Source organism: Roseateles sp. P1_C1_2 (assembly GCF_056406535.1).
In genome coordinates this window covers 1-23,716 of sequence record NZ_JBFUAB010000004.1, presented here as the reverse complement: position 1 = coordinate 23,716, position 23,716 = coordinate 1, and the positions used below count along the sequence as shown (strand labels likewise).

Below are 23,716 nucleotides of genomic sequence, written 5' to 3'. Positions count from 1 at the left end.
GCGTCACGGCCCACCGCCCCACAGCGCCAGCAACGCGGCCGCCGCCAGCAAGGCCCAGCCCAGCGGCGCGCTGAGCCGGCGCCCGCCAGCCAGGTTCTTTTCGGCGGCCATCACGGCGGCCAGCACCAGCATCCAGCCCAGGTGGCCCATGCCGACGACGAACATCAGCAGCATCAGCGCCCAGCAGCAGCCGATGCAGAACAGCCCATGGCTGGCGCCCAGCCGCCAGGCCTGCCAGTGCGGGCGGCGGCCGCGCCAATGGGCCATGACAAAGCTCAGCGGCGTGCGGCATTGCTCCAGGCAACGGTATTTCAGTGCCGAGAACTGGAAGGCCCCGGCCCCCGCCAGCGTGGCCACGCCTATCCACGCGGCCCGGTCGGCCAGCCAGGGCACGCCACTCACGCCAGCCAGCAAGGCCTCATGGGCCCCATGGGCCAGCACACCGAACAAGCCCCAGACAGTCAGATAGCCCGCGCCCAGCAGGCCCAGCAACCGGCCCTGGTCACTGCGGCCGGCCGTGACGCGCTCGAACACGTCGAACAGCGGCAGCGTCGTCGGCAGCATCATGGCGATGCACATCAGCAGCCAGGCCAGCGCCGCCAGCGCTGAGGGCAGCCACCAGCCGCCACCGGGCAGCGTGCGGCAAAGCGCCGCCAGCGGCCCAGTCCAGCCACCGTGATCGAGGTAGCGCGCATGGGGACTCAGGCTCCAGGCCCACAGCAGGGCCCAGGCCAGCAGCACCAGCGCCGCGAATACCGGCAGGAAGGCGCGGCGATGGCGTGCCGCGCGGCCATCACGGCCGCCGGCCAACGCTTCAAGCATCGAATACGAAGATGCTCTGGAGGGCGTTGTGGCCCTTGAGGTCGAGGTCGATGCCGAGCGCGGCGTTCTTCGAGCGGTAGCGCGGCGCCTTGCCGACGAAGACAGGCGCGCCCGGCACCGTCGAGAACACCGTGTCCGACAGCGTCGTCTGGCCACCGGTGGCGCCGAGGTAGGGCTCCAGCTCGGCGTAGTAGTCGCTGCCGATCTCCAGCGTGCCCTTGCCGCCTTGCACGTCGAAGCGGATGTCGGCGCGCTCGACCGACACGACGGTGCCGATCAGCTTGGCCAGATCGGCCACCGGCCCGCCCGCCTGGCCGGTATAGACCTTGAGCAGCGCCTGCTCCTGCGCCGCGCTGGCCTTGGCATCCACAAAGATGGCGGCCGTCCAGTTGCCCTGCAGGATGTTGCCGGGCACATGGGCCACGGCGGCGATGGTCAGGCCCGAGACATCGGTGCCCTCGATGACGCCCTTGTCGATGCGCCACGACACGATGGTGTCGCAGGTCCCGTTGTCGGGGTCCTCGCCGATCCAGCAAGGACAGAGCACCTTGCAATTGCAGACCTCCAGCAGCCGACCTTCGAGGTGATAGCCCATGAGCCCCTCCTGCGCTGAACCGTCGATGCCGCGCCCGCGGCAAGGCGTGGCGATGCTACGCCGCGGTGGCGGCGCCGGCGCGCTTTCGTCAAGGCGCTCTACCTACAATGGAATGATGCCCCGCTCCGCCGCCCAGACCGCCGCCCTGCTCGCTTCGCCCGACGACACCGAGGCCCAGTTCTACGAGGCCCTGCAGCACGCCGACCTCGACCATCTGATGGCCCTGTGGGCCGATGACGAGGAAGTGGCCTGCGTCCATCCCGGCGGCCCGCGCATCGTCGGCCTGCCCGCCATCCGCGCCGCCTTCGAGGCCGTGTTCCAGCGTGGCGCCGTCAGCGTCCACCCGGAGCGTGTGCGCCGCCTGCACAGCGGCGACTGCGCCATCCACCATGTGCTGGAGCGCGTGCAACTGCATGGTGAAGCCCAGCAGTCCTGGGTCATCGCGACCAATGTCTATCTGAAGACGGCGCTCGGCTGGCGCCTGGTGCTGCACCACGCCAGCCCCGGCAATGCGGGCGACGTGCAGGAACTGGTGGCTGACGCCGGCACCCTGCACTAGGACTTCGGCGCCATGCAGTACCGAGCGCCTCGCTGGCTTCCCGGCGGCCATGCCCAGACCATCTGGCCCGCCCTCTTCAGCCGCCAGCACGACGGCCCGCCGCCCGACTGGACGCGCGAGCGCTGGGACACGCCGGACGGCGACTTCATCGACGTCGACTTCCTGGCCGATGCGCCGGCGAACGCTCCCCTGTTCGTGTTGTTCCACGGCCTGGAGGGCGACCGCAGCAGCCACTCCAGCGTCGCCTTCGCCAGCGCCGCCCGCGCGCGCGGCTGGGCCATGGCCCTGCCGCATTTCCGCGGCTGCTCGGGCGAGCTGAACCGCGGCCCGCGCGCCTACCACTCGGGCGACTACGAGGAAGTCGGCTGGATATTGCAGCGCCTGCGCGAGCGCCACGGCCGGCCCCTGCTCGTCGCCGGCGTGTCCCTGGGCGGCAATGCGCTGATGCGCTGGGCCGAGGAGGCCGGCCACAGCGCGGCCCACATCGCCCAGGCCGTCAGCTCGATCTGCTCGCCCATCGACCTGGCCGCCGCCGGCGCGGCCATCGACCGCGGCTTCAACAAGCAGGTCTATGCGCGCCGTTTCCTGCGCACCATGATCCCGAAGGCCCTGCGAAAGCTGCAGCAGCACCCGGGCCTGTTCGACGGCGAGCGGCTCCAGCGCGCGTCGACCATCTACGAGTTCGACAACCTCTTCACCGCGCCACTGCACGGCTTCAGGAACACCGAGGATTACTGGGCCCGCGCGGCGGCCAAACCGCATCTGCACCGCATCCGCATCCCGGCCCTGGTGCTGAACGCGCGCAACGACCCCTTCGTGCCCGGCCACAGCCTGCCGCATGCCGCTGAAGTGGGCGCCCATGTGACACTCTGGCAACCCGGCCATGGCGGCCACGTCGGCTTCCCGGCCGGGCGGCTGCCGGGCCATCTGCTGACCATGCCCGAGCAGGTCTGCGACTGGCTCTGGAGGCACCGCTGATGGACCCCATCGTCGAAGCGGCCCTGAAGAAGTGGCCCAACGTCCCGCACTGCTACGGCTGGCTGGCATTGGACGCGCGCGGCGACTGGTATATGCGCGACGAGCGCATCCAGCACGCCGGGCCCTTTCCCGAGGTCAAGGGCAGCCGCATCAACCACGACAAACTGCGCGCCTTCATCGAGCGCAATTACGCCTCGGACGAGGCTGGCTGCTGGTTCTTCCAGAACGGCCCGCAGCGCGTCTATGTGGAGCTGGAATCCACGCCCTGGGTCTGGCGCCTGCAGCCCGATGGCCGCGTGCTCGGCCACACCGGCACCGAAGCCTCCGTGCAGTCGAGCTGGCTGGACGAGGCCGGGCGCCTCTACCTGCTCGCGGACCTCGGCCTGGGCCTGGTGCACACGGCCGACATGGGCCCGGCTGCAGACGCCGTCGAGCAGGGGCGCTGGGCGCCGCAGGAATGCCTGTCGGGCGAGCTGCCGCAGCGCTTCGGCTTCGTGCGACGGCCGATGCCTGATCCAGCCTGAGCCAGAAACGACAAGGGCTGCCGAAGCAGCCCTTTGCGGGATTCAAGCCTGAGCTTTACTGCGCGGCCGAGGCTGCCGGTGCCGGCATCTTGGGCTCGTCGAACTTGGCGCCACCGTTGTTGGCCATATAGGCCACGGCGCGGGCAACTTCGAAGTCGCTGAAGTCGCCGCCACCCTGCGGGCCCATATTGCCCTTGCCCTTGAGGGCCGAATGCACCAGCGCGTCGAAGCCGCTCTTGATGCGCGGGCCCCAGGCCGCGGCGTCGCCCAGCTTGGGAGCACCGGCCGCGCCGGTGGCGTGGCAGGCCGAGCACTGGGCCTGGAAGACCTGTTCGCCCGACTTCATCGTGGCGGCGTCGTTGACGTCCTTGACCTCGACATGGGCCACAGGCGCGATGCGCGCGGCGACGGCCTGGGCTTCGAAGGCAGCCGTGCCAGCGGCCGGCTTGGTGTCGGTGGTCACATAGTTGGCCAACAGGATGATGACGATGACCGGCACCACGAAGGCGAACAGCACGGCCCAGGCCAGTTGCTGGGGGGTCTTGATCGGCCCCGTGTGGGCGTCGTCGTGGTCGTGATCGTGGCTGGCGCTCATGAAATCCTCTTGTCGATCTGCGTCGGGCTGTCTGCTTGTGCTCATGTCGGCTGGCTGCGCGACACGAAAAACCGCCGAATTATAGGCAGGCCCCAGCCCCGCCCCAGGGGCGCCGACCCCGGCTGCTAGAATGGACGGCTTCGCGCCCGTAGCTCAATGGATAGAGTACTGCCCTCCGAAGGCAGGGGTTGTTGGTTCGATCCCAACCGGGCGCACCAGCGAATCAAGCACTTAGCTTCACAGCCAAGTGCTTTTTTGTTGGGTGTACCGTAAAGGCACCTTGGCATTTGGAGATGTCTCGGCGGTCAGCCGAGCTTCACCAGGTTCAGGATGGTTAGCGGGCCGCCAGGGAATTGCACCAGCCTGCCCTCGTTCACACCGCCAAGGTCTATGGGCGCGAAGCCCAGCCGCGCGGCCAGATCGGCCACGGCCTTCTTCGCATCGGCATCTGGGCCCGACACGAACAGCACGCGGCGGCCACCGTCGGCTTGCGGGTTGGTGCCCAACACGGCGGCCGGCAGATGGTTGAATGCCTTGACCACGCGTGCACCGGGCACCAGCGCCGCCACCGCTTCGCTAGAGGCTAGCCCGCCCAGGTCCACGGCTTGGTAGGACGGGACTTGAACCGCATTGTTGGTGTCCACGACGATGCGACCGTTCCAGGGGCCGAGGTCTTTGAGTGCGTCGGGCAGGCGCGGCCAGTTGACGGCCACGAACACGAGGTCGGCCTGGGCGGCTTCCCTCACGCTGACGGCCTTGATCTGAGGACCCAGTTCGTCGGTCAGCGCCTTCAACGACTGCGGGCCGCGACTGTTGGCAATGGAGGCGGCGATGCCGTTACGGGCGAGTTGGCGAGCGATGACGGAGCCGATGGCACCGGCGCCGATGATGGAAATGTTCATGAGCTGGCTTTCAGGTGATGTTGAGGATTTGCGTTGCCGGGATGAACTCTAGGCACCTCACCAATTCACCGATAGTTGTAGCGGACTAGAATCAGTTTCAAGTATTCGTTGAGATACCGGCATGGAAACCCTGGCCAACCTGGAGTCCTTCGTGCGTAGCGCCGAGACGGGCAGCTTCTCGTCGGCGGCACGCCGGCTGGCGCTGACGCCCGCGGCCATCAGCCGCAACGTGGCACAGCTGGAACGCAATCTCGGTGTCAGACTGTTCCAGCGCAGCACACGCGGGCTGACGTTGAGCGAGGCGGGCGAGCGTTTCCTGGCATCGGTACGAGGTGGGCTGGACAGCATCCAGGGCGCCATCGCGGACATCACCGTCAACGCCGGGCAGCCGGCCGGCGTGCTCAAGCTCAACGCGCCTCCGGGCATAGGCATGGACTTCTTGCTACCGCTGATGCCCGCCTTCATGGAGCGCTACCCCGCGGTAACGCCGGATTGGACCTTCGACAACCGGCCGCTGGACCTGATCGCCGCGGGCTTTGACGCCGCCGTCGGCGGTGGCTTTGACCTGCCTTCGGGCATGGTGGCGCGCGAGTTGGGACGGCTGCATCTGGTCGCCGTCGCGTCGCCCGCGTTCCTGCGCGGCAAGCGCCGCCCCAAGGACCCGGTGGGTCTGGCCAACCTTGCGGGCATCGTGATGCGCTCGCCCTTACATGGCCGCCCTCGCAACTACGTCATGCGCAACGGCACGGGTGCCGAGATGGCTGCGACGCTCAAGCCCGTGATGTTCGTCAACGGGCCGGATGCTCTCTGCCCCGCCGCGCTGCTGGGTCTGGGCGTGGCCTTGGTGGCCATGCCGCATGCGCTGCCACATCTGCAAAGCGGTGCGTTGGAGCGGCTGCTACCCGACTGGCACAGCGACGTCGGCCCGCTTTCACTGTATTTCGCCAGCCAGAAACTGCTGCCCGCCAAGACGCGTGCCTTTGTGGATTTCGTGACCCAGGCCTTCGGGGAGCAGAAGGTGGCGCAAGCCCTCTCGACCAGGAACCGGGCAAGCGGCGAAGGGCGCTGACACGCGCAGTGGTTTCATCCTTGCCTGCAGCCCCTCAGATTTGTAGGTCACGAAGCTTCACGGGGAGGGGCGTCACGGGCGCTACCGCCCACGCGTTGTCGTCAGAACTTCAACTGCCCATGCACGCCCTCGTCGACGCGCCGCGCCGTGATGGCGCCGAACAGCATCTTGAGGCCGGCAACCAGGCTGCCACCGCGGGTGTCCCAGTACTCGCCGCTGATGGGGTCGACGCGCAGCACGCAGATGCGCGGATCGTCCTCGCCCTCGGTGAACCAGGCGCGCAGCTTCGGGCTCCAGAGCCGGTGGATGGTGGCCCTGTCGGTGACCTGGGCCACCTCGCCGTCAAGCTTGAGATGGCCGCCGTTGTCACCTTCCTTGAAGAACAGCGTGACACGCGGGTCGCGGTCCAGCTCGATGTTCTTCAGGCTGTCGATCTCGGTGAAGAACCACAGCGTGCCGCCCTCGTCCACCTCGATGACGGTCATCGGCCGCGCATGCAGTTGCGAGCCCATGCCGAAGGTGCAGAAGAAGCAGCTGCTGCCGGCCTTGACGAGGTCGGCAATCTTGCGTGCGGCGGCCGGGCCGCTGAGGTCTTCTTCGGTGCTCACGGCGTCGTCGGACGTGCGGCGGTTGTCGTCTTGCATGTCGGCTCCTTGCTTTGACTGAGCCCCAAGCCTAGGCAGGCCGCTGACTAGCCCCTGTCGGCCGGCACGACGGTCCGCTGTCGGCTCGGGCCGCCTGCTCTCCTACAAGCGGATCGGCGCCCACCGATGGGTGCGGCGGCGGCTGGCGGCGCCAATCGAATCTCTGGCACCACGCCCGCAGCCAAGGAGCAAGCCATGCCCAGCGACAGCCCCACGCACCACCCCTGGCCGTGGCTGGCAGCCACCGCCGCCGTGACGGCGATGCTGGTCGCCTGCAGCCAGCCCGCGCAGCAGCCCGCTGCCGATGCGCCCGCCACTGCGACGCCGCCGGCCGAGCCTGCCAGCGTGCCTCGGGACCCCGCAGCACCGCCGCCGGCGCTGCCGCCCTCGCCGTCGCCGCCCTCCGTGGCGCCACCTTCCTTCCCGCCGGCGTCCGCGCCGCCGTCCTGGCCGGCCTCGAGTCCGATCCGCTGAACTTCAGCCGCCGACGTAGCGCGACAGGCCTTCCACCAAGGCATCGAACACGACGCGGCAGGGTGTGTTCTGGCGCAGGTCCTCGTGCATGGCGACCCAGGTTTCCAGCGGCCAGCCGAACTGGTCGGCCAGCACGCGCTCCAGCACCGGCTCGCGCCGTGCCAGTGCAACCTGGCAGGCACCTATGCCTGCGCCGGCGCGGATCAGTGCGAGTTGGGCCAGGTCGGAGTCGCAGCGCAGCGAGAAGCTGTCGCGGGTGATGCCACCCAGGCGCCTGGCCCCTGCGCGGATGAAGGGCGTCACGCGGTCGAAACCGACCAGGGTGTGGCCCGCCATGTCGGCGAAGCTGGCCGGCCGGCCGTGGCGATCCAGGTAGTCGGGCCGCGCATGCAGGCCGAGCTCGATGCTGCCGATGCGGCGTGCGATCAGCTGGCCCTGCTCGGGGGGCGTCATGCGCACGGCGATGTCGGCCTCGCGGCGCAGCAGGTCCTGCAACTGGTTGCTCAGGGCCATTTCCAGCACCAGGCCGGGGTGGGCCTCGCGCAGCGCGGCGAAGACGCCGGCCAGCACTTCCACGCCGATGACTTCGCTGGCCGTCACCCGCACCGTGCCTCGGACCTCGTCGCCCCGGGCCGTGGCAGCCCGCTGCAGCGCGGCCGCTGCCACCTCCATCTGCTCGGCATGGCCGCGCAGGGCCAGGGCGGCCTCGGTCGGCAGCAGGCCGGTGGACGAACGGGTGAACAGAGGCTGGCCCAGGGCGTGCTCCAGCGCGGCGACGTGACGGCCCACGGTGGGCTGGGTCAGGTCCAGCAGCCGTGCGGCGCCGGACAGCGAGCCCTCGCGCAACACGCCGAGAAAGGTGTGCAGCAAGTCCCAGGGCAAGGTTGAAGCCATTCATAAATGTATAGCCACACCACCATCTTCGGCAATTCTCAACAGGGCCGCCAGTTTCCAGAATCCACCCCATCAACTTCTTCTGGAGAACAGCGATGCAAGGCAAGGACAAGACGGCCCTGGTGCTCGGCGCGAGCGGCGGCATTGGCGGCGAGGTGGCGCGCCAGTTGCGCGATGCGGGCTGGACGGTGAAGGCGCTGCAGCGCGGTCTGGCCGCGGCCCACGAGGTGCGCGACGGCATCCACTGGCTGCGTGGCGACGCGCTGAACGGTTCGGAAGTGGCCAGCGCGGCCCAGGGCTGCAGCGTCATCGTCCACGCCGTCAACCCGCCCGGCTACCGCGATTGGGACCGCCTCGTGCTGCCCATGCTGGACAACGCTATCGCCGCCGCCACGGCGCAGCGGGCCACGCTGGTGCTGCCCGGCACCGTCTACAACTTCGGCCCCGACGCCTTCCCGATGCTGCAGGAAGACTCGCCGCAGCGCCCCGTCACCCGCAAGGGCGCCATCCGCGTGGAGATGGAAGCGCGGCTGCGCGCGGCCAGCGAGCGCGGCATGCGCGCCCTCATCGTGCGGGCCGGCGACTTCTTCGGGCCGCGGGCGGGCAACAACTGGTTCTCGCAGGGCCTCATCAAGCCCGGCAAGGCGGTCGCCAGCATCAGCAACCCCGCCGCACCCGGTGTCGGCCACCAATGGGCCTATCTGCCCGACGTGGCGCGCACCATGGTCGAACTGCTGGCGCGGCGCGACAGCCTGCCCGCCTTCGCCAGCTTCCACATGGCCGGTCACTGGGACGCCACCGGCCGCCAGATGGCCGAGGCCATCCAGCGCGTTGCCGCCCGCCATGGCCGCAAGCCGCGCATCGGCGCCCTGCCCTGGTGGCTGCTGAATATCGCGTCGCTCTTCGTCGTCACCTTCAAGGAGATGCGCGAGATGCGCTACCTCTGGCAGCAGCCGGTGCGCATGGACAACGCCCACCTCGTCGCCACCCTGGGCCACGAGCCGCACACGCCGCTGGACGAGGCCGTCGAGGCGGCGCTGCGCGGGCTGGGCTGCCTGCCGCCTGCATCAACAACGACGCAGGGCGGCCGTAACATGGCCTCCAGCTCATTCGCCGGGACCTCCCCATGACCTATTGCGTCGCCATGCGCCTGCGTGCGGGCCTGCTGTTCGCGTCCGACACCCGCACCAACGCGGGCGTCGACCACATCGCGAGCTTCCGCAAGATGTACCAGTTCCAGATCCCGCACCAACGCGAGATCGCCATCCTGACCGCGGGCAATCTGGCGACGACGCAATCCGTCATCTCGGTACTGAACCAGCGCCTGCATGGCGACGGCGAGCATCTGCTCAACGTGCCCACCCTTTACGACGCCGCCGTGCTGCTGGGCCGCACGCTGAAGGAAATCGTCAACCGCGACAGCGACAACCAGCACAACGGCGTGGACTTCGGCGCCAACATGCTGATCGGCGGCCAGATCAAGGGCGAGGGCCCGCGCCTCTTCCACGTCTACCCGCAGGGCAACTTCATCGAGGCCACGGAAGACACGCCCTATTTCCAGATCGGCGAGAGCAAATACGGCAAGCCCATCATCGACCGCGTCATCCGCTACGACACGACGGCGCTGGACGAGGCCGCCAAGTGCACGCTGGTCAGCTTCGACTCGACCATCCAGTCCAATCTGTCGGTCGGCCTGCCCATCGACATGCTGATGCTGCGCGCCAACCAGTTCGAGATGGCGATGAAGCCGCCCCACCGCATCGGGCGCGACGACCCCTATTTCCAGGCCCTGCGCACGGGCTGGAGCGCCGGCCTGCGCAAGGTCTTCGACGACCTGCCCAACGAGCCTTGGTTCGACGCTTGACATGGCGCCCCTCGCCTGGTCGCGCCACGCTGAACGCAGGCGCGCCCAGCCGGTCCCCCGAGGGGACGGCGATGCTCACGGCATGGGGCCGCGAGCACATCGCCAGACGGGTCGGCTCGGGAGCGGCCCAGCGCTCGGCCCGAAGAACTCTGGACAACTGAACTGATGATTTTGGAACCTTGGGCGCACGAATCGTCCAGCGCGGGCGTGATGCTGGGCGGCTGGTGCACGCCTGCCAGTGGCAAGCCGCTGCTGCACATGCTGCACGGCAACGGCTTCTGCGGTCGGGTCTACGAACCCCTGCTGCGCGGGCTGGCAGCCGATTTCGACCTGTGGCTGTGCGACCTGCCCGGCCACGGCGACAGCGATGCCATGGCGCGTTTCCCTGGCTGGAACGCCTTCGCGCAGCTGGCGCTGGAGTCGGCGCAGGCCGCCGCGGCCCGCTACGGCGACGTGCCCAGGCTGGCGCTGGGCCACAGCCTGGGCGGCGTGCTGACGACGCTGATGCTGGCCACTCCCGGCCAGCCCTTCCAGCGTGCGGTGCTGCTGGACCCGGTGCTGTTCTCAACGCCCATGCTGCTGGGCATGCGACTGGGCGTGGCGCGCTTCAACCCGCTGGCGCGTGCCTCGCGGCGCCGCCGGCGCCAGTGGCCGGACCGCGCGGCCGCCACCAAGGCGCTGCAGGGCCGCGGCACCTACAGAGGCTGGACGGACGACGCGCTGCAGGCCTTCGTCACGCATGCGCTACGTGACGAAGCCGACGGCAGCGTCTCGCTCAAGTGCACGCCGGAACTGGAAGCGACCATCTTCGCCTCTGGCCCGCGCGGGCTGTGGCCCGCCGTGAAGCGTGTGAGCACACCGACGCTGATCGCCTACGGCCGCGACACCATGCCCTTCGTGCAGGCCGGTGCGCAGCGGGCGGCGGCATCGAACCCCGCCATCACGACCCGGGCCGTCGACGGCGGCCACTGCTTCATGCAGCAACACCCGGCCGGCACCGCAGTCCAGGTGCGTTCGTACCTGCTCGGCTAGACCGGCCCACGAGCCCTGGTTCGACGCCTGAGGCACAGCACCTGCCGCCCTGCCATCTCGGGGCACGAAGGGTGACAACGGTGTCTCCCTCATTCGGGGCTGTCGAGTCATTTGACAGGTCGATGGCAGCCCAAAAATCAATGCTCGCGGAATCAACAACTTAGGGGGTGTGGCCCGATAAATGCTCATTTCTCATCGCGGAGCCACCGCTTCGCGTGAGAGGTAGAACATGAACAAGACGTTCTGGGGCACCCGTCCGCAGTGGCTTCTGGCCCTGCTTCTTCCGGCCGGCCTGGCCAGCGCAACGCCGCTGCCGGTCTACTCGCCAAGTTACCCATCGCCCAACTCCGCCTGCGCCACCTTTGGCAATGTGGTGTCCTGCTCCACCACGGTGCTGGACTACCTGGCGTCCAAGAACTACGCGGGCTTCACCGGCCCCTACAGCTTCGCCGCCAGCCAGGGCGCCCTGCTCGACACCATCGTCGTCACGGCCAACAACGGCAACATCCTGAACAACGGTGACCAGCTGAATCCGTCGGAAAACGGCTTCTCGACCAACAACGGCGGCAACAAGAAGTACTTCTTCACCGGCGACGGCAATGACCCGACGAACAACGGCGGGCTGGCGGGTGACACGCCCTTCAGCTGGGACACCAACATCGGCGCGCTCAACCAGAAGCTGACCTTCGGCGGCGCCTACCACCGGATGGCCGTCGCCTTCGACTTCAACAACCCGCAGAACGACACCTCCAGCATTCCCATCTGGGTGCTGGTGACGGTGCGCGACACCGACGGCAACCTGGGCAACAAATACTTCGAGACCCAGAGCCTCGATCCCAGCGACATCTTCAAGGATCCATCGCTGCACTCGTCAACCAAGACCTTTGACGGCAACAGCATCACGACGCCCGGCGCGGTGGACTTCGCCCTCACCGTCGGTGCCATCTGCGTCGTCAACGCCACCGTGTCCTATCCGTCGCCGGACGGCTCCAACTGCCCGAACGGCGGTGACCTGGTGAAGACCAACCGCGCCTCCAACGAGGTCGAGTTCATCAACTACCTGCCTTCGCTGGACCTGCTCGCCCTTCAGAACCAGGGCTATGACACGCTGTCCGTGCAGATCTGGATGGGCTGCTTCAACACCAAGGACAAGAAGGGCGCGCCCGACCCGACCTCCGGCCCGGCCCTGCTGAACGGAGGCTCCGTCGGCCCCTGCGACACCGGCGGCTTCGGCGACATCTTCCTGGTCGCCGGTGAAGCCGTGGCGCCGCCGCCAGGCCGCGTGCCCGAGCCCGGCAGCCTGGGCCTGACCGGCCTGGCCCTGCTCGGCTTGCTGAAGCGCCGCCGCTAGACCGGCCCGAGCACCCGCATCGAGTAGTCAACCGCGCGCACGTCCTTGGTCAGCCGGCCGATGGAGATGCGGTCCACGCCGGTTGCCGCGATCCAGCGCAGCTGATCCAGGGCCACGCCGCCCGAGACTTCCAGCAGCGCACGGCCGGCATTGACGGCCACGGCCTCGCGCATCTGCGCCTCGCTGAAGTTGTCCAGCAGCACGCTGACGGCACCGGCGTCCAGCGCCTCGTGCAGCTCGGCAATCGTCTCGACCTCGATCTGGATGTCGACACCGGCGTTCAGCGCCTGCGCCGCGCGCAAGGCCTGACCCACGCCACCCGCCGCGGCGATGTGGTTTTCCTTGATGAGGATGCCGGCATACAGCGCCAGCCGCTGGTTCTGCCCGCCGCCGACGCGCACCGCGTACTTCTGCGCCAGGCGCAGGCCGGGGATGGTCTTGCGCGTGTCCAGGATGGCGCAGCCAGCTGCATTGGGGCTGGCGCCCGCCACCGCGTCGACATGAGCGCGCGTGATCGTCGCCGTGCCCGACAGCAGCTGCAGGAAGTTCAGCGCCGGCCGCTCCGCGCTCAGCAACGCGCGGCCATCGGCCTCGATGCGGCAGGCGATGCTGTCCGCCGCCATCAGCGCGCCCTCGTCGTACAGCCACTCGATGCGCGCGGTCGCGTCCAGCGCGGCAAACACGCCGTCGAACCAGTCGCGCCCGCACAGCACCGCGGCCTCGCGCACGCGCACCTGGGCCGCCACGCGGCGGCCCGCCGGCACCAGCAGGGCCGTCCAGTCGCATTTGCCGATGTCCTCGGCCAGCGCCTCGTGGATGTTGCGCAAGCGCGCCTGCGCCAGCGTCTCCTCAGCAGAAAACATCGTCGTCACTCCGCCGGGCCGACCGTCAACGTGATCTCACCCAGGCCCTCGATGCGGCCGACGATCACATCGCCCGGGACGACGGCACCCACGCCGGCCGGCGTGCCCGTGTAGATCAGGTCGCCGGGGCGCAGGTGATAGAGGTGGGACAGGTTGGAGACGATCTCGGCCTGGTTCCAGATCATCTCGGCCAGGTCGCCGCGCTGCTTCTCGACGCCGTTGACGGCCAGCGTGATGGCCCCCTTGTCGAGAGTGCCCAATTCACTTTTGCGCACGATCTCGCTGAGGATGGCCGACTGGTCGAAGCCCTTGGCCGTGTCCCAGGGCCTGCCGGCCGCCTTGGCGACGGCCTGCAGGTCGCGGCGCGTCATGTCCAGGCCGGCGGCATAGCCCCAGATCGCAGCCACGGCCGCCTCGGGCGTGACCTTGAAGACCGGCGCGCCGATGGCCAGCACCAGCTCCATCTCGTAGTGGTAGTTTTTGGTCTCGGTCGGATAGGGCACCGTCGCGCCCGAAGGCGCAATCGACGAGACCAAGGCGCTGGCGGGCTTGGTGAAATAGAAGGGCGGCTCGCGCGTCGGGTCCGCACCCATCTCGCGGGCATGATCGGCATAGTTGCGGCCGACGCAGAAGATGCGGCTGACCGCGTAACGGGCGTCCGTGCCGCGCACGGCGGCGCTGGGAATCTCGGCCGCAGGAAAGACGAAATTGCTCATGGCATGGCTTCGACATTGGGGGAACAGCGCACAGCATACTGGGGCTGTTTCAATGCTGCTCGCGCTGCTGCTGCTGGCGCTGATGAGCGGCTGCTCCACGACGCGCCCGAGCGTGCCACCCGTGGGCATCGACCGCGACGGCGCCTTGCCCAACCCGCCGCCCGACCTCGCCAAGGTGCCCGACGCCGCGCCGCGCATCGAGGCCGTGCGCAGCGGCGGCCCCAACAAGCCCTATGAAGTGCAGGGCGAGCGCTATGAACCCATCAGCGGCGACGCGCCCTATGCCGACCGCGGCCTGGCCTCCTGGTACGGCCGCAAATTCCACGGCCGGCCCACCGCCAGCGGCGAGGTCTACAACATGTATGCGATGACGGCCGCCCATCCTACGCTGCCCATCCCCAGCTATGCCCGCGTGCGCAACCCGGCCAACAGCCGCGAGGTCATCGTGCGCATCAACGACCGCGGGCCTTTCCACAAGGGCCGCATCATCGACCTCAGCTACACCGCCGCCCTCAAGCTCGACCTGCTGCGCGGCGTCGCGCCGGTGGAGGTCCGCCGCATCACCTACGCCGAGATCCGTGCCGGCAATTTCCAGAAGCCGACGGGCGAACCGACGCCCGTCTTCGTGCCCGACACACCGCCCGGCGCGCCGCAGCGCGAGACGACAGGCCCCGCCGCGGCTGCCGGCGCGGGCGCCTGGCTGCAGTTCGGCGCCTTCGCCAAGCTGGATGGCGCCGAAGCCCTGCGCCAGCGCATCGCCGAGGCCGACCTGACCCTGCTGCCGCTGTTGACCGTCGTCCGCGAGGGCGGCCTGCACCGGCTGCGCGCCGGGCCCTTCCCGAGCACCGACGAGGCGCGTGCCACGGCCGCGCGGCTGCGCGACGAAGCGAGCATCGAATCGACGCTGGTCGAGAAGCGCTGATTTCCCGTTCACTGTTCCCCATCATCTCCACATGGCACAACCCACTTCAGCCCGATGCGCGGTCTTGACGACATTGCTAGCTGCTGCATTTGCGGTGCAAGCGCTGCCGCAGACGGGAACTCAACTACAACCACTACCTCCACTGCAACCGCTGCTGCAGCCGAAACCGCAGCCGCATCCGCAATTGCGACAACCCCTTGCGAAGCGTCTGCCGCTGGACTCGCTGCAGGTTTTGGCCGCCAGCTTCCACATCATCCGTACCGACTACGTCACTCCCATGGCTGAGGACCGGCTGATCAACGCCTGCACGAAGGGCATGTTCAAGGAGCTGGACAGCGCCTCCACCTTCCTCGACGCCGACGCATTCAACGACCTGACGAGCCAGCGTCAGTCGGATACCGTGGGCATCGGCATCGACCTGGTGCATCGGGCGGGCCTGCCAACAATCGTTACGACGTACGAGGGCTCGCCCGCCGAGCGTGCAGGTCTCAGGCCGCGCGACTACCTCCTTGACATCGACGGCGAATCGTTGGAGGAAACCGAACTCGCCCAGGCGATTGCGAAGTTGAAAGGTAGGCCTGGCACCGAGCTGACACTGACGATCCGCCGACCGGGAGAGTCCGCCCCGCGCACGCTGAAGCTGGTGCGCCAGCCCGTCGTGTTCAAGCCGGTCACCGGCCTGCGTTGGGCAGGCGACCTCGGCTACCTGCGCGTGCGCGACCTGAACGACAAGACCGCCGACGAACTGCGCGGCGTTTTCCGTGACCTTCAGCAGGGCGGGAAGCTCAAAGGCCTGGTGCTGGACCTGCGGCGCTCACCCGGCGGCCTGCTGGAGACCAGCATCGAAGTGGCTGCGATGTTCCTGCCCGAGCAAGCCGTCGTCACACACACCGAGGGCCGCATCCCGGAAGCCAACCACACCTACACCGCAGACCGCAGGAACTCCCGCGCACGGGGGGCCTGGCCCGAGGACCTGACGCGGCTGCCGCTGGTCGTACTTGTCGATGGCGGGACGGCCTCCGGCGCCGAGATCATTGCGGCGGCGCTGCGCGACAACGGCCGCGCCAAGTTGCTAGGCAGCAAGACCTTCGGCCGCGGCAGCATCCAGACCGTTCGCAAGCTGGCGGCCAACAGCGGCGTCAAGCTGACCACGGCCTTCTATCGCACACCAGGCGGGCAGTTGCTGCAGGACCGCGGCCTGCAACCCGACGAGGCCCTGCCCGACCTTGATCAGCTGGAGCTGGCCGGGAGTGACCAGGACCCAGCGCTGCCTAGGGCCCGGGCCCTGCTGGCCGGCCGCTGAGTGAGCCTCAGCGCCCGCCCGCCACATCCAGCAGCGTGCCCACCGTGTAGCTGGACGCGTCGCTCAGCAGCCAGACGATGGCCGCAGCAATCTCCTCGGGCCGGCCCATGCGCTGGATGGGGATGTCCTTCACCTGGCCTTGGGCGCGCTCCAGCATGCCGCTGGCCGCATGGATCTCGGTCTCGATGATGCCGGGGCGCACACCGTTGACGCGGATGCCTTCGGCGATGAGTTCCCGCCCCAGGCCCTTGGTCAGCGTGTCCACGGCGCCCTTGGTCGCGGCGTAGTCCACATAGATGCCGGCCGAGCCGAATTCCGCCGCGCGTGAGCTGAGGTTGACGATGCAGCCCCCCGAGCCGCCCTGGGCCGTGCTCATGCGCCGCGCGGCCTGCTGGCAGCACAGCAGCGTGCCCATCACATTGACGTCGAAGAGGCGCCGCCAGCGCTCGGGCGTCATCGTGGCCAGCCGCGCGGCCGGCGCGACGATGCCGGCGTTGTTGACGAGGCCCGCCAGCCGCCCGCCGGCGGCGTCCAGCCGCTCGAACATGGCCGCGACCTGAGCCGCATCGGCCACGTCGGCCTGCAGCGTCAGCGCGCGGCGGCCCAGTCCGTGCAATCTGGCCGCCAGCGCCTGCGCCGCGGCGCTATCCTGGGCGTAGTTGATGGCCACGTCCCAGCCGGCCTCGGCGCAACGCAGCGCCGTCGCCGCGCCGATGCCACGCGATCCCCCCGTGATCAATACCCAAGCCGACATGGCCACGATTGTGGCGGGTCGGAGAAGATGCGGCTGGCCCACTCCTAACTGCATGGATTTCCTCGACGTCCCGACAGTCCTCCAGGTCAGCGCCCTCTTCAATCTGATGGCGGCTCTGGCTTGGCTGACGCTCGCCCAGGCCTTCCGCATCGCACCCCGCGCAGGCCGGCTGATGGCGGCGGCGCATCTGGTGCGCATCGCCTCCCAGGGCTGCGGCGACTGCATGGCCGGCTGGCCCGCCCTGGTGCAACAGGGCATCCCCGAATTCGGCCTGCTGGCCTGTGCCGTGCTGCTGCTGATGGCCCTGCGCCGCATGCTGCGCAGCCGCCGGCGCCCGCGCGACATCAATGGCATCGCCGCCCTCGGCGCCATCGGCATCGCGCTGGGCCTGGCCAGCGGCTCCGGCCTCGCGCCCCAGCTCGCCAGTACCGTCAGCGCAACCCTGCTCGCCCTGCTGGCCGTGCGTGAGATCGTGAACGGCATCGGCGACCAGCTGTCGCGCCCCGTCACCCTCTTCATGACCCTGCCCTTCGCCGCGATGGCGGCCGTGGGGCTGGCGCACGCCGCCGAACTGCTGTTCAAGCCGGGCTGGGACAACCACCTCCTCAGCGGCGAGCTGCCCTCGCCGGCGCGCGCCGTGCTGTGGTTCGTCATCACGGCCGCCATCACCCTCAGCCTGATCGCGCTGATGATCTGGCGCCTCATCACGCGCATCCAGCACCTGACCTACCGCGACCCGCTGACCGGCGCCCTCAACCGCCGCGCCTTCGAGCTGGCGCTGACCGAGGCCCAGGCCCAGCTGCAGCGCGGCCGCGGCTACGCGCTGGCCATGATCGACATCGACCACTTCAAGCGCATCAACGACCAGCACGGCCACCAAGCCGGCGATGCGGCGCTGCAGCACTGCGTGCGCGTCTGGCAGGCCGCCCTGCGCGAGGTGGACTGCCTCGGGCGCCTGGGTGGCGAGGAGTTCTGCGCCCTGCTGCCGCTGGCCGGGCCGGCCGATTTGGCCACCGCGGCCAGCGTCGCCGAGCGCCTGCGCCACAGCCTGGCCGCCCAGCCCTTGAAGTGGAAGGACGTGGAGCTGCCGCTGTCGGCCAGCTTCGGCGTGGCCCTGCCGGTGGCCGGTGACCCGCAGGGCGAGGTGGGCATGGCGCGTGCCGACGCCGAGCTCTACCGCGCCAAGGCCGAGGGCCGCAACCGCGTCTGCGTGGCGACGCATCTGGCCGGCATGGCCGCCGCATGATCACAGCCACCCAGACCCAGACGCTGCTGGCCAGCATCATCCTGGTCGCGGTGGTGGCGACCCTGGTCTGGGTCGCGCTGGCCGGCGTCGCCCGCATCGCGCCGCGGGCCTCGCTGGCCATGGCCGGCGCGAACGCGGCGGCGGCGGGCTCGCTGACCCTGCATGCCCTGCGCGGCGTGCTGCCCGACGCCTTCACCTACTGGCCCGGCGACGTGCTGGCCATCACCTCCTTCGCCCTGCTCGGCGCGGCGGTACCCGGCATCACGACGCGTGCCTTGAACTGGAAGCCCGGCGCCGCCGTGGTGGCGGCCACGGCCCTGCTGCTGCTGGCCCTGCCTTATGAGGGCGACCTGCGCTGGCAGGCCCGCATCGTCAACGGCGTCGGTGCCGCGCTGACGCTGGCGGCCGGCATCACGGCCTGGCGCAGCCTGGCGCGCTCGGCGGGAGGCCGGCGCACGCCCGCGCCGCTGGCCCTGCCGCTTTTCCTGATCGCGGCGCTGATGGCGGCGCGCGGTCTGGAGACCTTCGTCAACCCCGGCCGCACGCCCGACATGCGGGTGCCCACGGAGTTCAACCTCGCCTTCCTGTGGACGGCGCTGGTGCTGGCCCTGCTGCAGAACGCGACGCTGGCCTTTCTCGTGCTGATGCGGCTGATCACGCGCATCGAGCGCCTGCTCGAGCGCGACCCGCTGACCGACACGCTGAACCGCCGTGCCTTCGACCAGTCCCTGGAGCAGGCCCATGCCTGGCTCAGGCGCGGCCGCGGCTATGCCCTGGTCATGATCGACATGGACCGTTTCAAGCAGCTCAACGACACCCTGGGCCATGCCGCCGGCGACGCCGCCCTGCGCCAGATGGTGCACGAGCTGCAGCCCTGCGTGCGCGAGGTCGACCGCTTCGGCCGCCTGGGCGGTGAGGAGTTCTGTGTGCTGCTGCCCGACACCGACATCGCCGGTGCGGCCCTGGTGGCCGAGCGCATGCGCTGCCTCGTCGACATCGCGCCGCTGCGCTGGCTGGAGCAGGACTGGCCGCTCAGCGCCAGCTTCGGCATCGCCGAGGCCGAGCGGGACGACACCAGCGTCGGCGCCGTGCTGGCGCGCGCCGATGCGGCGCTCTATCGCGCCAAGAACCAGGGCCGCAACGTGGTGCAAGCCTGAACGTCGGCCCCTCGTCCAAGGAGTACCTTGGACGGTCCCCAGAGGGGACGGCGATGCTTGCCGGATTGACCGGGCAAGCACATCGCCAGAGCGGGCCGGCTAGGGAGCGGCCCGGCGCTCGCCCCGCAGGCTATGCACTACGGCCTCCCCGAGCGCGGCTCAACGGCGACGGAAGTAGGCGTCCACGCCGAGCAGCATCTCCTCGGTGACCTGGCTCCAGTAGTGGAAGGTGTGGCCGCCCGGGTCTTCGCGATAGTCGGGCTTGGCGCCTTGAGCACGCAACGCAGCCAGCAGCGCGCGGTTGGTCGCAACCAGTTCGTCCTCGGTCCCGCAGCGCAGCACCAGCTCGACCGGCATGCGGCCCGCACGCTTCACCTCGGCAATCAGCTCGTCCGGATACCAGCCGGCCAGTGCATAGGCATAGCCCCAGCGCTGCGGCGCCACCAGCGGCAGCTTGACCGACCCGTAGCCGCCCATGGACATGCCTGCGATGGCCGACTGCGCGCGCGTGGGCGCCAGGCCGTAGCGCTGCTTCAGCCAGGCCGGCAGTTCGTCGACGATGAAGCGCTCCGCCGGGCCATCGTATTGCCGGCCATTGCTGCTGGGCATGACGATGACCAAGGGCCTGGCGCGACTGCTGGCGATGAGGCGGTCGGCATAGCGTTCGATATGGCCGGTGCGCAACCATTGATCGGCATCCATGCCGCCGCCATGCAACAGGGTCAGCACGGGCAGGCTCTGGCCGCGCTCGAAGCCCGGCGGCAGATAGACGTTGACCTTGGCTGGCCTGCCAAAGGCGGTCGAGGCCACTTCGTGCGTCTCGACGCGCCCGCGGCCCGTGGCCGGTGGCGTCCACGGGCCCACGCCGACAAAGACAAAGGAATGCTGGCCGCCCTGGCCATCGGCGTCGTGGTCGGGCGTGGCCGGGTCGTGCACCCAGCGGCCGTCGACGACGAATTTGTAGAGCCATTGGCCAGGCGCCAGGTCCAGGCGCAGCCGCCAGATGCCATCGGCGCCCCGGGCCATGGCCTGCTTGTGCTTGTCCCAATCCGTCATCTCGCCCGCAAGCAAGACCTGGCGGGCCTGGGGCGCCTCCAGCATGAAGGTGACAGGCTCCGCTCGCACGGCGGCGGCAAGGGCGAACAGCAGCGGCAGCAACAGTTTCTTGGCTTTCATTCGGCTTGCGGCGGAACTGAAGGCTGTGAGATTGCCACAGACGGGGGCCGTGCTGCGCGCATAGTTCCGCCGCCAACTACACACCACCCCCATGGATCTCGACCCCAAAGACCTCGTCGACCAGGCCGCCGAAGCCGCCGAAGCCGCCAAGGAGGCGCGAACCGCGCGCCTGAACGCCGCGGTCGCCATCACGGTGGCGGTGCTGGCCACCTTCATGGGCATCTGCAAGGTCAAGGACGACAACATCGTGCAGGGCATGCAGCAGGCCCAGGCCGACAAGCTCGACTACTGGGCCTACTTCCAGGCGCGCACCATCCGTGCCGATGTCGCCGAGCAGGCGGCCACCCAGCTCGAGCTCGCCAAGGGCGGTGCCCCGGCAGCCCAGGCGGCCGACTACGACAAGGCCATCGCCGGCTACCGCGCCAAGCAGGCCGACCAGCTCAAGAAGCGCGACGAACTCAAGGCCCAGGCCGAGGCCGCCCAGACGGCCTACGAGACGCTGAACCGCCGCGACGACCAGTTCGACCTGTCCGACGCCCTGCTCGCCATCGCCATCGCGCTGCTGGCCGTGACGGCGCTGACCCGGCTCTGGCCGCTGTACTTCGTGGCCCTGCTGCCCACCTTCTTCGGCGTGCTGATGGGCGTGGCCGGGCTGATGGACCTGCCCATCCACCCCAATATGCTGTTCCGCCTGCTGTCCTGAAGCCTCGCGGCCATGACGTCTGGCGTCGGGCCAGGCGCTGGCTAAGGTGCGCCCATCCCCGTTGGATGGAGCACCGCTTGAAACGCAACGCCTTGCCGCTGTTCGCGGCCCTGCTGACGACGGCCTGCTGGGCCCAGGCCGCGCCCGAGCCCAGCGGCCGCTGGGAGGGGACGGCCGAGATTCCCGGCGCGCCGCTGCCGCTGGTGGTCGATCTGTCGCGCACGCCGGCCGGGGTGCTGCAGGGCTCGGTGATCCTGCCGGGGCGCGGCGTCAAGGGCGCGCCGCTGCAGGCCCTCGGCAGCGATGAAGCCGGCCTGGGCTTCAGCCTGGCGGCCGCCTTCAACATCGCCGCCAACCCGGCGCCGCAGGTGCGCCTGCGCTGGCAGGCCGACGGTTCGCTGGCGGGTGAATTCCTGCAGGCCGGCCAGACTGCGCCGCTGCGGCTGCAGCGCACCGGCGAGCCCCAGGTCGACCTGCCCGTGGCGCCCACCGCGCTGAGCCCCGCCCTGCTCGGGCGCTGGGTCGGGCGCTACGAACTTGGCGGCTATCCGCGCGAGGTCACCTTGACGCTCAACAACGGTCCGGCAGGCCTGGGCGCGGGCGAACTGGTCGTGGTGGGCAAGCGGCGCACCGAACTCGCGATCGACCATGTCGTGCAAGGCCGCGAGTTCCTGACCCTCAAGGCCAGCGCGGCCAACTACCGCATCGAAGGCCGCCATGCGGCGGACCGCATCGAGGGTCAGGTGGTGCAGGGGCCGTTCGAAGCCGCCATCGTGCTGCGCCGCGCCGCAGCGGGAGACAAGCCATGAAGCGCCGCCATCTCCTGCTCGCCCTCGGGCTGGCCACGACAACCGCTTTGCCGGCCGTGGCCCAAGGCATGTACCGCGGCGACGCCGCCCACACCGGTGTGCTGCAGGCCCAGGCGCCGCGCCAGTTCAAGCGGGTCAAGTGGAGCTTCCCGACCGGCCAGCGCATCGTGTCCTCGCCGGTCTGGCATGAGGGTGCGCTGCTGTTCGGCAGCGACGACGGCCATCTCTACAGCGTCGACGCGACAAGCGGCCGCCAGCGCTGGATGCTGGCCACCGATGGGCCGCTGGCCTCCACGCCGGCGGTGGCGGCCGGCCGGGTCTATGCCCTCAGCTTCGACGGGCGCCTCTACGCGGCCAACGCCGCCACCGGCGAGCTGCTGTGGAAGTTCGCCACCGAGGGCGAGCGCCGCTTCGAAGCGCGCGGCCTGCACGGCATGCAGCCACGCAGCCAGACCTTCGGCGACCCCTTCGACGTCTACCTCTCCAGCCCGCTGGTGGTCGACGGCCGGGTCTATTTCGGCAGCAGCGACGGCCATGTCTACGCCCTCGACGCGGCCAGCGGCGCGCTGCTGTGGAAGCACCGCACCGGCGACGTGGTGCATGCCTCGCCGGCCTATGCCGGCGGGCGTGTCTATGTCGGCGGCTGGGACGGCAAGCTCTACGCGCTGGACGGCAAGACCGGCGCCCAGGTCTGGGCCTTCCAGGCGGGCGTCGACCCGCTGATGCACAACCAGCAGGGCTTCCAGTCCTCGCCGGCCGTGGTGGGCGGTGTCGTCTACAGCGGCTGCCGCGACGGCCATGTCTACGCCGTCGACGCCGCCACCGGCCGCGAGCTGTGGAAGCACAACACCAACGGCAGCTGGGTCAACAGCTCGCCGGCGGTCAGCGCCGGCCAGGTCCACGTCGCGACCTCGGATTCCGCGCTCTACAAGGTGCTGGACGCCGCCACCGGCAAGCTGGTGCGCGAGCATGACCTGCAGGCCTATGTGTTCGGCTCGCTGACGATCGCCGGTGACGTGGTGCTGGTGGGCGTGCTCAACGGCGTGCTGCAGGCCCGCGACAAGGCCAGCGGCGCGCCGCTGTGGGAGTTCCAGACCGAGGCCTCGCGCGCCAACCGCGGCTGGGTGCTGACGGCGGACCGGCGCTTCAACGGGCCGCTGCTGTTCCCATCCGGCTGGCACGACGCCACGGCCCTGGGCGCGGAGCGCCAGCAGGGCGTGGGCTCCTTCTTCTCGACACCGCTGGTGGTGGGCGGGGTGGTCTACATCGGCAGCGCGGACGGCAGGATGTACGCGCTGGAATGAGGGACGAGGGCCGTCGCCGACCGCTCTAGGCTGAGACTGTGTGAGAACGCGCGAGCAACGGTGCCAATAGGGCAGCTCGCTCGGTTTTGACTGCCAGTTGTCCGAAGTGGGCCTATAAATCGACTGTGATTGGCATCTGGACGTCTGGAAGGCCGCCGCCACCCTCTAGTGGCGCATCCAGACGGCGCTTACGCGCCCATCGCTCTCATTGCCTGGATCAGCGGCGCGATGCCCAAGAGGCGCATCACTCGCTTCAGGTTGTAGGCCAGAACATGGAGGCTCATTTCGGTTCCCACGTTGACAAGCCGTCGCGTCAGGAAGTGCGTTGAGCCCATCCAGTGTTTGAGGGTCCCGAAGACGTGCTCGATGGTTCGCCGGCGCACCTTCATGGCATCGGGCTCGCGTTCAAGCCGCTGCTGCACCGCCTCCATCACAGCTTCATGCTCCCATCGCCTGATGC

General features: G+C 69.4%; 27 protein-coding genes and 1 tRNA gene. 17 read left to right on the top strand and 11 right to left on the bottom strand.

What is annotated here, in order from left to right:
• Nucleotides 1–3: 3 nt before the first annotated feature.
• Nucleotides 4–822 (bottom strand): DUF2182 domain-containing protein, encoded by an 819-nt coding sequence (locus AC1D2H_RS04715; protein WP_478010077.1) that lies wholly within the window; start codon nucleotides 820–822, stop codon nucleotides 4–6.
• Nucleotides 815–1,417 carry a DUF1326 domain-containing protein gene (locus AC1D2H_RS04710; protein WP_478010076.1) on the bottom strand — a complete coding sequence of 201 codons (603 nt, stop codon included), beginning with the start codon at nucleotides 1,415–1,417 and terminating at the stop codon, nucleotides 815–817. The genes AC1D2H_RS04715 and AC1D2H_RS04710 overlap by 8 nt, the downstream gene beginning before the upstream one ends.
• A gap of 115 nt (nucleotides 1,418–1,532) precedes the next feature.
• Between AC1D2H_RS04710 and AC1D2H_RS04705 the strand changes: the two genes are divergently transcribed.
• Genes AC1D2H_RS04705 through AC1D2H_RS04695 form a run of 3 tightly spaced genes read left to right on the top strand, consistent with a single transcriptional unit; the run spans nucleotide 1,533 to nucleotide 3,478 of the window.
• Nucleotides 1,533–1,976 (top strand): YybH family protein, encoded by a 444-nt coding sequence (locus tag AC1D2H_RS04705; RefSeq protein WP_477927631.1) that lies wholly within the window; start codon nucleotides 1,533–1,535, stop codon nucleotides 1,974–1,976.
• A gap of 12 nt (nucleotides 1,977–1,988) precedes the next feature.
• Entirely contained in the window at nucleotides 1,989–2,954 is a 966-nt protein-coding gene (locus AC1D2H_RS04700) for a YheT family hydrolase (RefSeq protein ID WP_478010075.1), read from the top strand.
• Complete coding sequence (locus AC1D2H_RS04695) at nucleotides 2,954–3,478, top strand: DUF2946 family protein (RefSeq protein WP_478010074.1); 525 nt, start codon at nucleotides 2,954–2,956, stop codon at nucleotides 3,476–3,478. Before AC1D2H_RS04700 ends, AC1D2H_RS04695 begins: the two co-directional genes overlap by 1 nt.
• A 55-nt stretch (nucleotides 3,479–3,533) precedes the next feature.
• Here AC1D2H_RS04695 and AC1D2H_RS04690 read toward each other — a convergent pair whose 3' ends face one another.
• Complete coding sequence (locus AC1D2H_RS04690; RefSeq protein WP_478010073.1) at nucleotides 3,534–4,073, bottom strand: c-type cytochrome; 540 nt, start codon at nucleotides 4,071–4,073, stop codon at nucleotides 3,534–3,536.
• A gap of 142 nt (nucleotides 4,074–4,215) precedes the next feature.
• Between AC1D2H_RS04690 and AC1D2H_RS04685 the strand changes: the two genes are divergently transcribed.
• Nucleotides 4,216–4,291 (top strand) — tRNA-Arg (locus AC1D2H_RS04685).
• Nucleotides 4,292–4,378: 87 nt separating this feature from the next.
• Here AC1D2H_RS04685 and AC1D2H_RS04680 read toward each other — a convergent pair.
• Nucleotides 4,379–4,975: an NADPH-dependent F420 reductase gene (locus AC1D2H_RS04680; protein ID WP_478010072.1), complete on the bottom strand. Its 597-nt coding sequence runs from the start codon at nucleotides 4,973–4,975 to the stop codon at nucleotides 4,379–4,381.
• A 121-nt stretch (nucleotides 4,976–5,096) separates the two neighbouring features.
• On the opposite strand from AC1D2H_RS04680, the gene AC1D2H_RS04675 reads away from it, so the two are divergent.
• The gene (locus AC1D2H_RS04675; RefSeq protein WP_478010071.1) at nucleotides 5,097–6,044 is read left to right on the top strand and encodes a LysR substrate-binding domain-containing protein; all 948 of its coding nucleotides are present in this window, start codon (nucleotides 5,097–5,099) and stop codon (nucleotides 6,042–6,044) included.
• A 101-nt stretch (nucleotides 6,045–6,145) separates the two neighbouring features.
• On the opposite strand, the gene AC1D2H_RS04670 is transcribed toward AC1D2H_RS04675, so the two are convergent.
• Nucleotides 6,146–6,688, bottom strand: coding sequence for a pyridoxamine 5'-phosphate oxidase family protein (locus AC1D2H_RS04670; protein ID WP_478010070.1), 543 nt, complete (start codon nucleotides 6,686–6,688; stop codon nucleotides 6,146–6,148).
• Between the two features lie 195 nt (nucleotides 6,689–6,883).
• Between AC1D2H_RS04670 and AC1D2H_RS04665 the strand changes: the two genes are divergently transcribed.
• The gene (locus tag AC1D2H_RS04665; protein WP_478010069.1) at nucleotides 6,884–7,162 is read left to right on the top strand and encodes a hypothetical protein; all 279 of its coding nucleotides are present in this window, start codon (nucleotides 6,884–6,886) and stop codon (nucleotides 7,160–7,162) included.
• A 3-nt stretch (nucleotides 7,163–7,165) separates the two neighbouring features.
• Here the strand turns inward: AC1D2H_RS04665 and AC1D2H_RS04660 are convergent, their stop codons facing one another.
• A complete protein-coding gene (locus AC1D2H_RS04660; RefSeq protein ID WP_478010068.1) occupies nucleotides 7,166–8,056 on the bottom strand; it encodes a LysR family transcriptional regulator in 891 nt (296 codons plus the stop codon).
• A gap of 95 nt (nucleotides 8,057–8,151) precedes the next feature.
• Between AC1D2H_RS04660 and AC1D2H_RS04655 the strand changes: the two genes are divergently transcribed.
• The 4 genes from AC1D2H_RS04655 to AC1D2H_RS04640 all read left to right on the top strand — a co-directional run bounded on the left by AC1D2H_RS04655 (nucleotide 8,152) and on the right by AC1D2H_RS04640 (nucleotide 12,303).
• Complete coding sequence (locus AC1D2H_RS04655) at nucleotides 8,152–9,186, top strand: NAD-dependent epimerase/dehydratase family protein (protein ID WP_478010067.1); 1,035 nt, start codon at nucleotides 8,152–8,154, stop codon at nucleotides 9,184–9,186.
• Nucleotides 9,183–9,920: a proteasome-type protease gene (locus tag AC1D2H_RS04650; RefSeq protein ID WP_477927612.1), complete on the top strand. Its 738-nt coding sequence runs from the start codon at nucleotides 9,183–9,185 to the stop codon at nucleotides 9,918–9,920. Before AC1D2H_RS04655 ends, AC1D2H_RS04650 begins: the two co-directional genes overlap by 4 nt.
• Nucleotides 9,921–10,085: 165 nt before the next feature.
• On the top strand, nucleotides 10,086–10,952 hold the full coding sequence (locus AC1D2H_RS04645; protein WP_478010066.1) for an alpha/beta fold hydrolase: 867 nt from the start codon (nucleotides 10,086–10,088) through the stop codon (nucleotides 10,950–10,952).
• 229 nt (nucleotides 10,953–11,181) lie between these two features.
• Nucleotides 11,182–12,303, top strand: coding sequence for a PEP-CTERM sorting domain-containing protein (locus tag AC1D2H_RS04640; protein WP_478010065.1), 1,122 nt, complete (start codon nucleotides 11,182–11,184; stop codon nucleotides 12,301–12,303).
• Here the strand turns inward: AC1D2H_RS04640 and nadC are convergent.
• Both nadC and AC1D2H_RS04630 read right to left on the bottom strand, forming a co-directional pair.
• Entirely contained in the window at nucleotides 12,300–13,166 is an 867-nt protein-coding gene (gene nadC, locus AC1D2H_RS04635; RefSeq protein WP_478010064.1) for a carboxylating nicotinate-nucleotide diphosphorylase, read from the bottom strand. The genes AC1D2H_RS04640 and nadC overlap by 4 nt on opposite strands.
• Before the next feature lie 5 nt (nucleotides 13,167–13,171).
• Complete coding sequence (locus AC1D2H_RS04630; protein ID WP_478010063.1) at nucleotides 13,172–13,882, bottom strand: fumarylacetoacetate hydrolase family protein; 711 nt, start codon at nucleotides 13,880–13,882, stop codon at nucleotides 13,172–13,174.
• Nucleotides 13,883–13,934: 52 nt separating this feature from the next.
• Between AC1D2H_RS04630 and AC1D2H_RS04625 the strand changes: the two genes are divergently transcribed.
• Entirely contained in the window at nucleotides 13,935–14,804 is an 870-nt protein-coding gene (locus tag AC1D2H_RS04625; protein WP_478010062.1) for a septal ring lytic transglycosylase RlpA family protein, read from the top strand.
• 31 nt (nucleotides 14,805–14,835) lie between these two features.
• Nucleotides 14,836–16,107, top strand: coding sequence for a S41 family peptidase (locus AC1D2H_RS04620; RefSeq protein ID WP_478010061.1), 1,272 nt, complete (start codon nucleotides 14,836–14,838; stop codon nucleotides 16,105–16,107).
• A gap of 7 nt (nucleotides 16,108–16,114) precedes the next feature.
• Here AC1D2H_RS04620 and AC1D2H_RS04615 read toward each other — a convergent pair whose 3' ends face one another.
• Entirely contained in the window at nucleotides 16,115–16,861 is a 747-nt protein-coding gene (locus AC1D2H_RS04615; protein ID WP_478010060.1) for an SDR family oxidoreductase, read from the bottom strand.
• 52 nt (nucleotides 16,862–16,913) lie between these two features.
• Between AC1D2H_RS04615 and AC1D2H_RS04610 the strand changes: the two genes are divergently transcribed.
• Together AC1D2H_RS04610 and AC1D2H_RS04605 are read left to right on the top strand one after the other, a co-directional pair.
• Nucleotides 16,914–18,107, top strand: coding sequence for a GGDEF domain-containing protein (locus tag AC1D2H_RS04610; protein WP_478010059.1), 1,194 nt, complete (start codon nucleotides 16,914–16,916; stop codon nucleotides 18,105–18,107).
• Nucleotides 18,104–19,264, top strand: a complete 1,161-nt coding sequence (locus tag AC1D2H_RS04605) for a GGDEF domain-containing protein (protein ID WP_477927596.1) — start codon at nucleotides 18,104–18,106, stop codon at nucleotides 19,262–19,264. The genes AC1D2H_RS04610 and AC1D2H_RS04605 overlap by 4 nt, the downstream gene beginning before the upstream one ends.
• A gap of 159 nt (nucleotides 19,265–19,423) precedes the next feature.
• Here AC1D2H_RS04605 and AC1D2H_RS04600 read toward each other — a convergent pair whose 3' ends face one another.
• Nucleotides 19,424–20,440: an alpha/beta hydrolase gene (locus tag AC1D2H_RS04600; RefSeq protein WP_478010058.1), complete on the bottom strand. Its 1,017-nt coding sequence runs from the start codon at nucleotides 20,438–20,440 to the stop codon at nucleotides 19,424–19,426.
• A 91-nt stretch (nucleotides 20,441–20,531) separates the two neighbouring features.
• Between AC1D2H_RS04600 and AC1D2H_RS04595 the strand changes: the two genes are divergently transcribed.
• The 3 genes from AC1D2H_RS04595 to AC1D2H_RS04585 all read left to right on the top strand — a co-directional run bounded on the left by AC1D2H_RS04595 (nucleotide 20,532) and on the right by AC1D2H_RS04585 (nucleotide 23,256).
• The gene (locus AC1D2H_RS04595; protein WP_477927592.1) at nucleotides 20,532–21,143 is read left to right on the top strand and encodes a DUF4337 domain-containing protein; all 612 of its coding nucleotides are present in this window, start codon (nucleotides 20,532–20,534) and stop codon (nucleotides 21,141–21,143) included.
• A 77-nt stretch (nucleotides 21,144–21,220) separates the two neighbouring features.
• The gene (locus tag AC1D2H_RS04590) at nucleotides 21,221–21,952 is read left to right on the top strand and encodes a hypothetical protein (RefSeq protein WP_477927590.1); all 732 of its coding nucleotides are present in this window, start codon (nucleotides 21,221–21,223) and stop codon (nucleotides 21,950–21,952) included.
• Nucleotides 21,949–23,256, top strand: coding sequence for an outer membrane protein assembly factor BamB family protein (locus AC1D2H_RS04585; protein WP_478010057.1), 1,308 nt, complete (start codon nucleotides 21,949–21,951; stop codon nucleotides 23,254–23,256). Before AC1D2H_RS04590 ends, AC1D2H_RS04585 begins: the two co-directional genes overlap by 4 nt.
• A gap of 188 nt (nucleotides 23,257–23,444) precedes the next feature.
• On the opposite strand, the gene AC1D2H_RS04580 is transcribed toward AC1D2H_RS04585, so the two are convergent.
• On the bottom strand, nucleotides 23,445–23,716 hold a 272-nt coding region (locus AC1D2H_RS04580), incomplete at its 5' end, for a transposase (protein ID WP_478010056.1).

Excerpts from the sequence above, each read along its gene's own strand:
- AC1D2H_RS04665 (WP_478010069.1), top strand. The coding sequence starts at position 6,884 with ATGCCCAGCGACAGCCCCACGCACCACCCCTGGCCGTGGCTGGCAGCC.
- AC1D2H_RS04610 (WP_478010059.1), top strand. The coding sequence starts at position 16,914 with ATGGATTTCCTCGACGTCCCGACAGTCCTCCAGGTCAGCGCCCTCTTC.
- AC1D2H_RS04640 (WP_478010065.1), top strand. The coding sequence starts at position 11,182 with ATGAACAAGACGTTCTGGGGCACCCGTCCGCAGTGGCTTCTGGCCCTG.
- AC1D2H_RS04625 (WP_478010062.1), top strand. The coding sequence starts at position 13,935 with ATGCTGCTCGCGCTGCTGCTGCTGGCGCTGATGAGCGGCTGCTCCACG.
- AC1D2H_RS04695 (WP_478010074.1), top strand. The coding sequence starts at position 2,954 with ATGGACCCCATCGTCGAAGCGGCCCTGAAGAAGTGGCCCAACGTCCCG.
- AC1D2H_RS04710 (WP_478010076.1), bottom strand. The coding sequence starts at position 1,417 with ATGGGCTATCACCTCGAAGGTCGGCTGCTGGAGGTCTGCAATTGCAAG.
- AC1D2H_RS04600 (WP_478010058.1), bottom strand. The coding sequence starts at position 20,440 with ATGAAAGCCAAGAAACTGTTGCTGCCGCTGCTGTTCGCCCTTGCCGCC.
- nadC (WP_478010064.1), bottom strand. The coding sequence starts at position 13,166 with ATGTTTTCTGCTGAGGAGACGCTGGCGCAGGCGCGCTTGCGCAACATC.
- AC1D2H_RS04655 (WP_478010067.1), top strand. The coding sequence starts at position 8,152 with ATGCAAGGCAAGGACAAGACGGCCCTGGTGCTCGGCGCGAGCGGCGGC.
- AC1D2H_RS04660 (WP_478010068.1), bottom strand. The coding sequence starts at position 8,056 with ATGGCTTCAACCTTGCCCTGGGACTTGCTGCACACCTTTCTCGGCGTG.
- AC1D2H_RS04680 (WP_478010072.1), bottom strand. The coding sequence starts at position 4,975 with ATGAACATTTCCATCATCGGCGCCGGTGCCATCGGCTCCGTCATCGCT.
- AC1D2H_RS04690 (WP_478010073.1), bottom strand. The coding sequence starts at position 4,073 with ATGAGCGCCAGCCACGATCACGACCACGACGACGCCCACACGGGGCCG.
- AC1D2H_RS04620 (WP_478010061.1), top strand. The coding sequence starts at position 14,836 with ATGGCACAACCCACTTCAGCCCGATGCGCGGTCTTGACGACATTGCTA.
- AC1D2H_RS04605 (WP_477927596.1), top strand. The coding sequence starts at position 18,104 with ATGATCACAGCCACCCAGACCCAGACGCTGCTGGCCAGCATCATCCTG.
- AC1D2H_RS04675 (WP_478010071.1), top strand. The coding sequence starts at position 5,097 with ATGGAAACCCTGGCCAACCTGGAGTCCTTCGTGCGTAGCGCCGAGACG.
- AC1D2H_RS04585 (WP_478010057.1), top strand. The coding sequence starts at position 21,949 with ATGAAGCGCCGCCATCTCCTGCTCGCCCTCGGGCTGGCCACGACAACC.
- AC1D2H_RS04705 (WP_477927631.1), top strand. The coding sequence starts at position 1,533 with ATGCCCCGCTCCGCCGCCCAGACCGCCGCCCTGCTCGCTTCGCCCGAC.
- AC1D2H_RS04700 (WP_478010075.1), top strand. The coding sequence starts at position 1,989 with ATGCAGTACCGAGCGCCTCGCTGGCTTCCCGGCGGCCATGCCCAGACC.
- AC1D2H_RS04595 (WP_477927592.1), top strand. The coding sequence starts at position 20,532 with ATGGATCTCGACCCCAAAGACCTCGTCGACCAGGCCGCCGAAGCCGCC.
- AC1D2H_RS04670 (WP_478010070.1), bottom strand. The coding sequence starts at position 6,688 with ATGCAAGACGACAACCGCCGCACGTCCGACGACGCCGTGAGCACCGAA.
- AC1D2H_RS04650 (WP_477927612.1), top strand. The coding sequence starts at position 9,183 with ATGACCTATTGCGTCGCCATGCGCCTGCGTGCGGGCCTGCTGTTCGCG.
- AC1D2H_RS04630 (WP_478010063.1), bottom strand. The coding sequence starts at position 13,882 with ATGAGCAATTTCGTCTTTCCTGCGGCCGAGATTCCCAGCGCCGCCGTG.
- AC1D2H_RS04645 (WP_478010066.1), top strand. The coding sequence starts at position 10,086 with ATGATTTTGGAACCTTGGGCGCACGAATCGTCCAGCGCGGGCGTGATG.
- AC1D2H_RS04715 (WP_478010077.1), bottom strand. The coding sequence starts at position 822 with ATGCTTGAAGCGTTGGCCGGCGGCCGTGATGGCCGCGCGGCACGCCAT.
- AC1D2H_RS04615 (WP_478010060.1), bottom strand. The coding sequence starts at position 16,861 with ATGTCGGCTTGGGTATTGATCACGGGGGGATCGCGTGGCATCGGCGCG.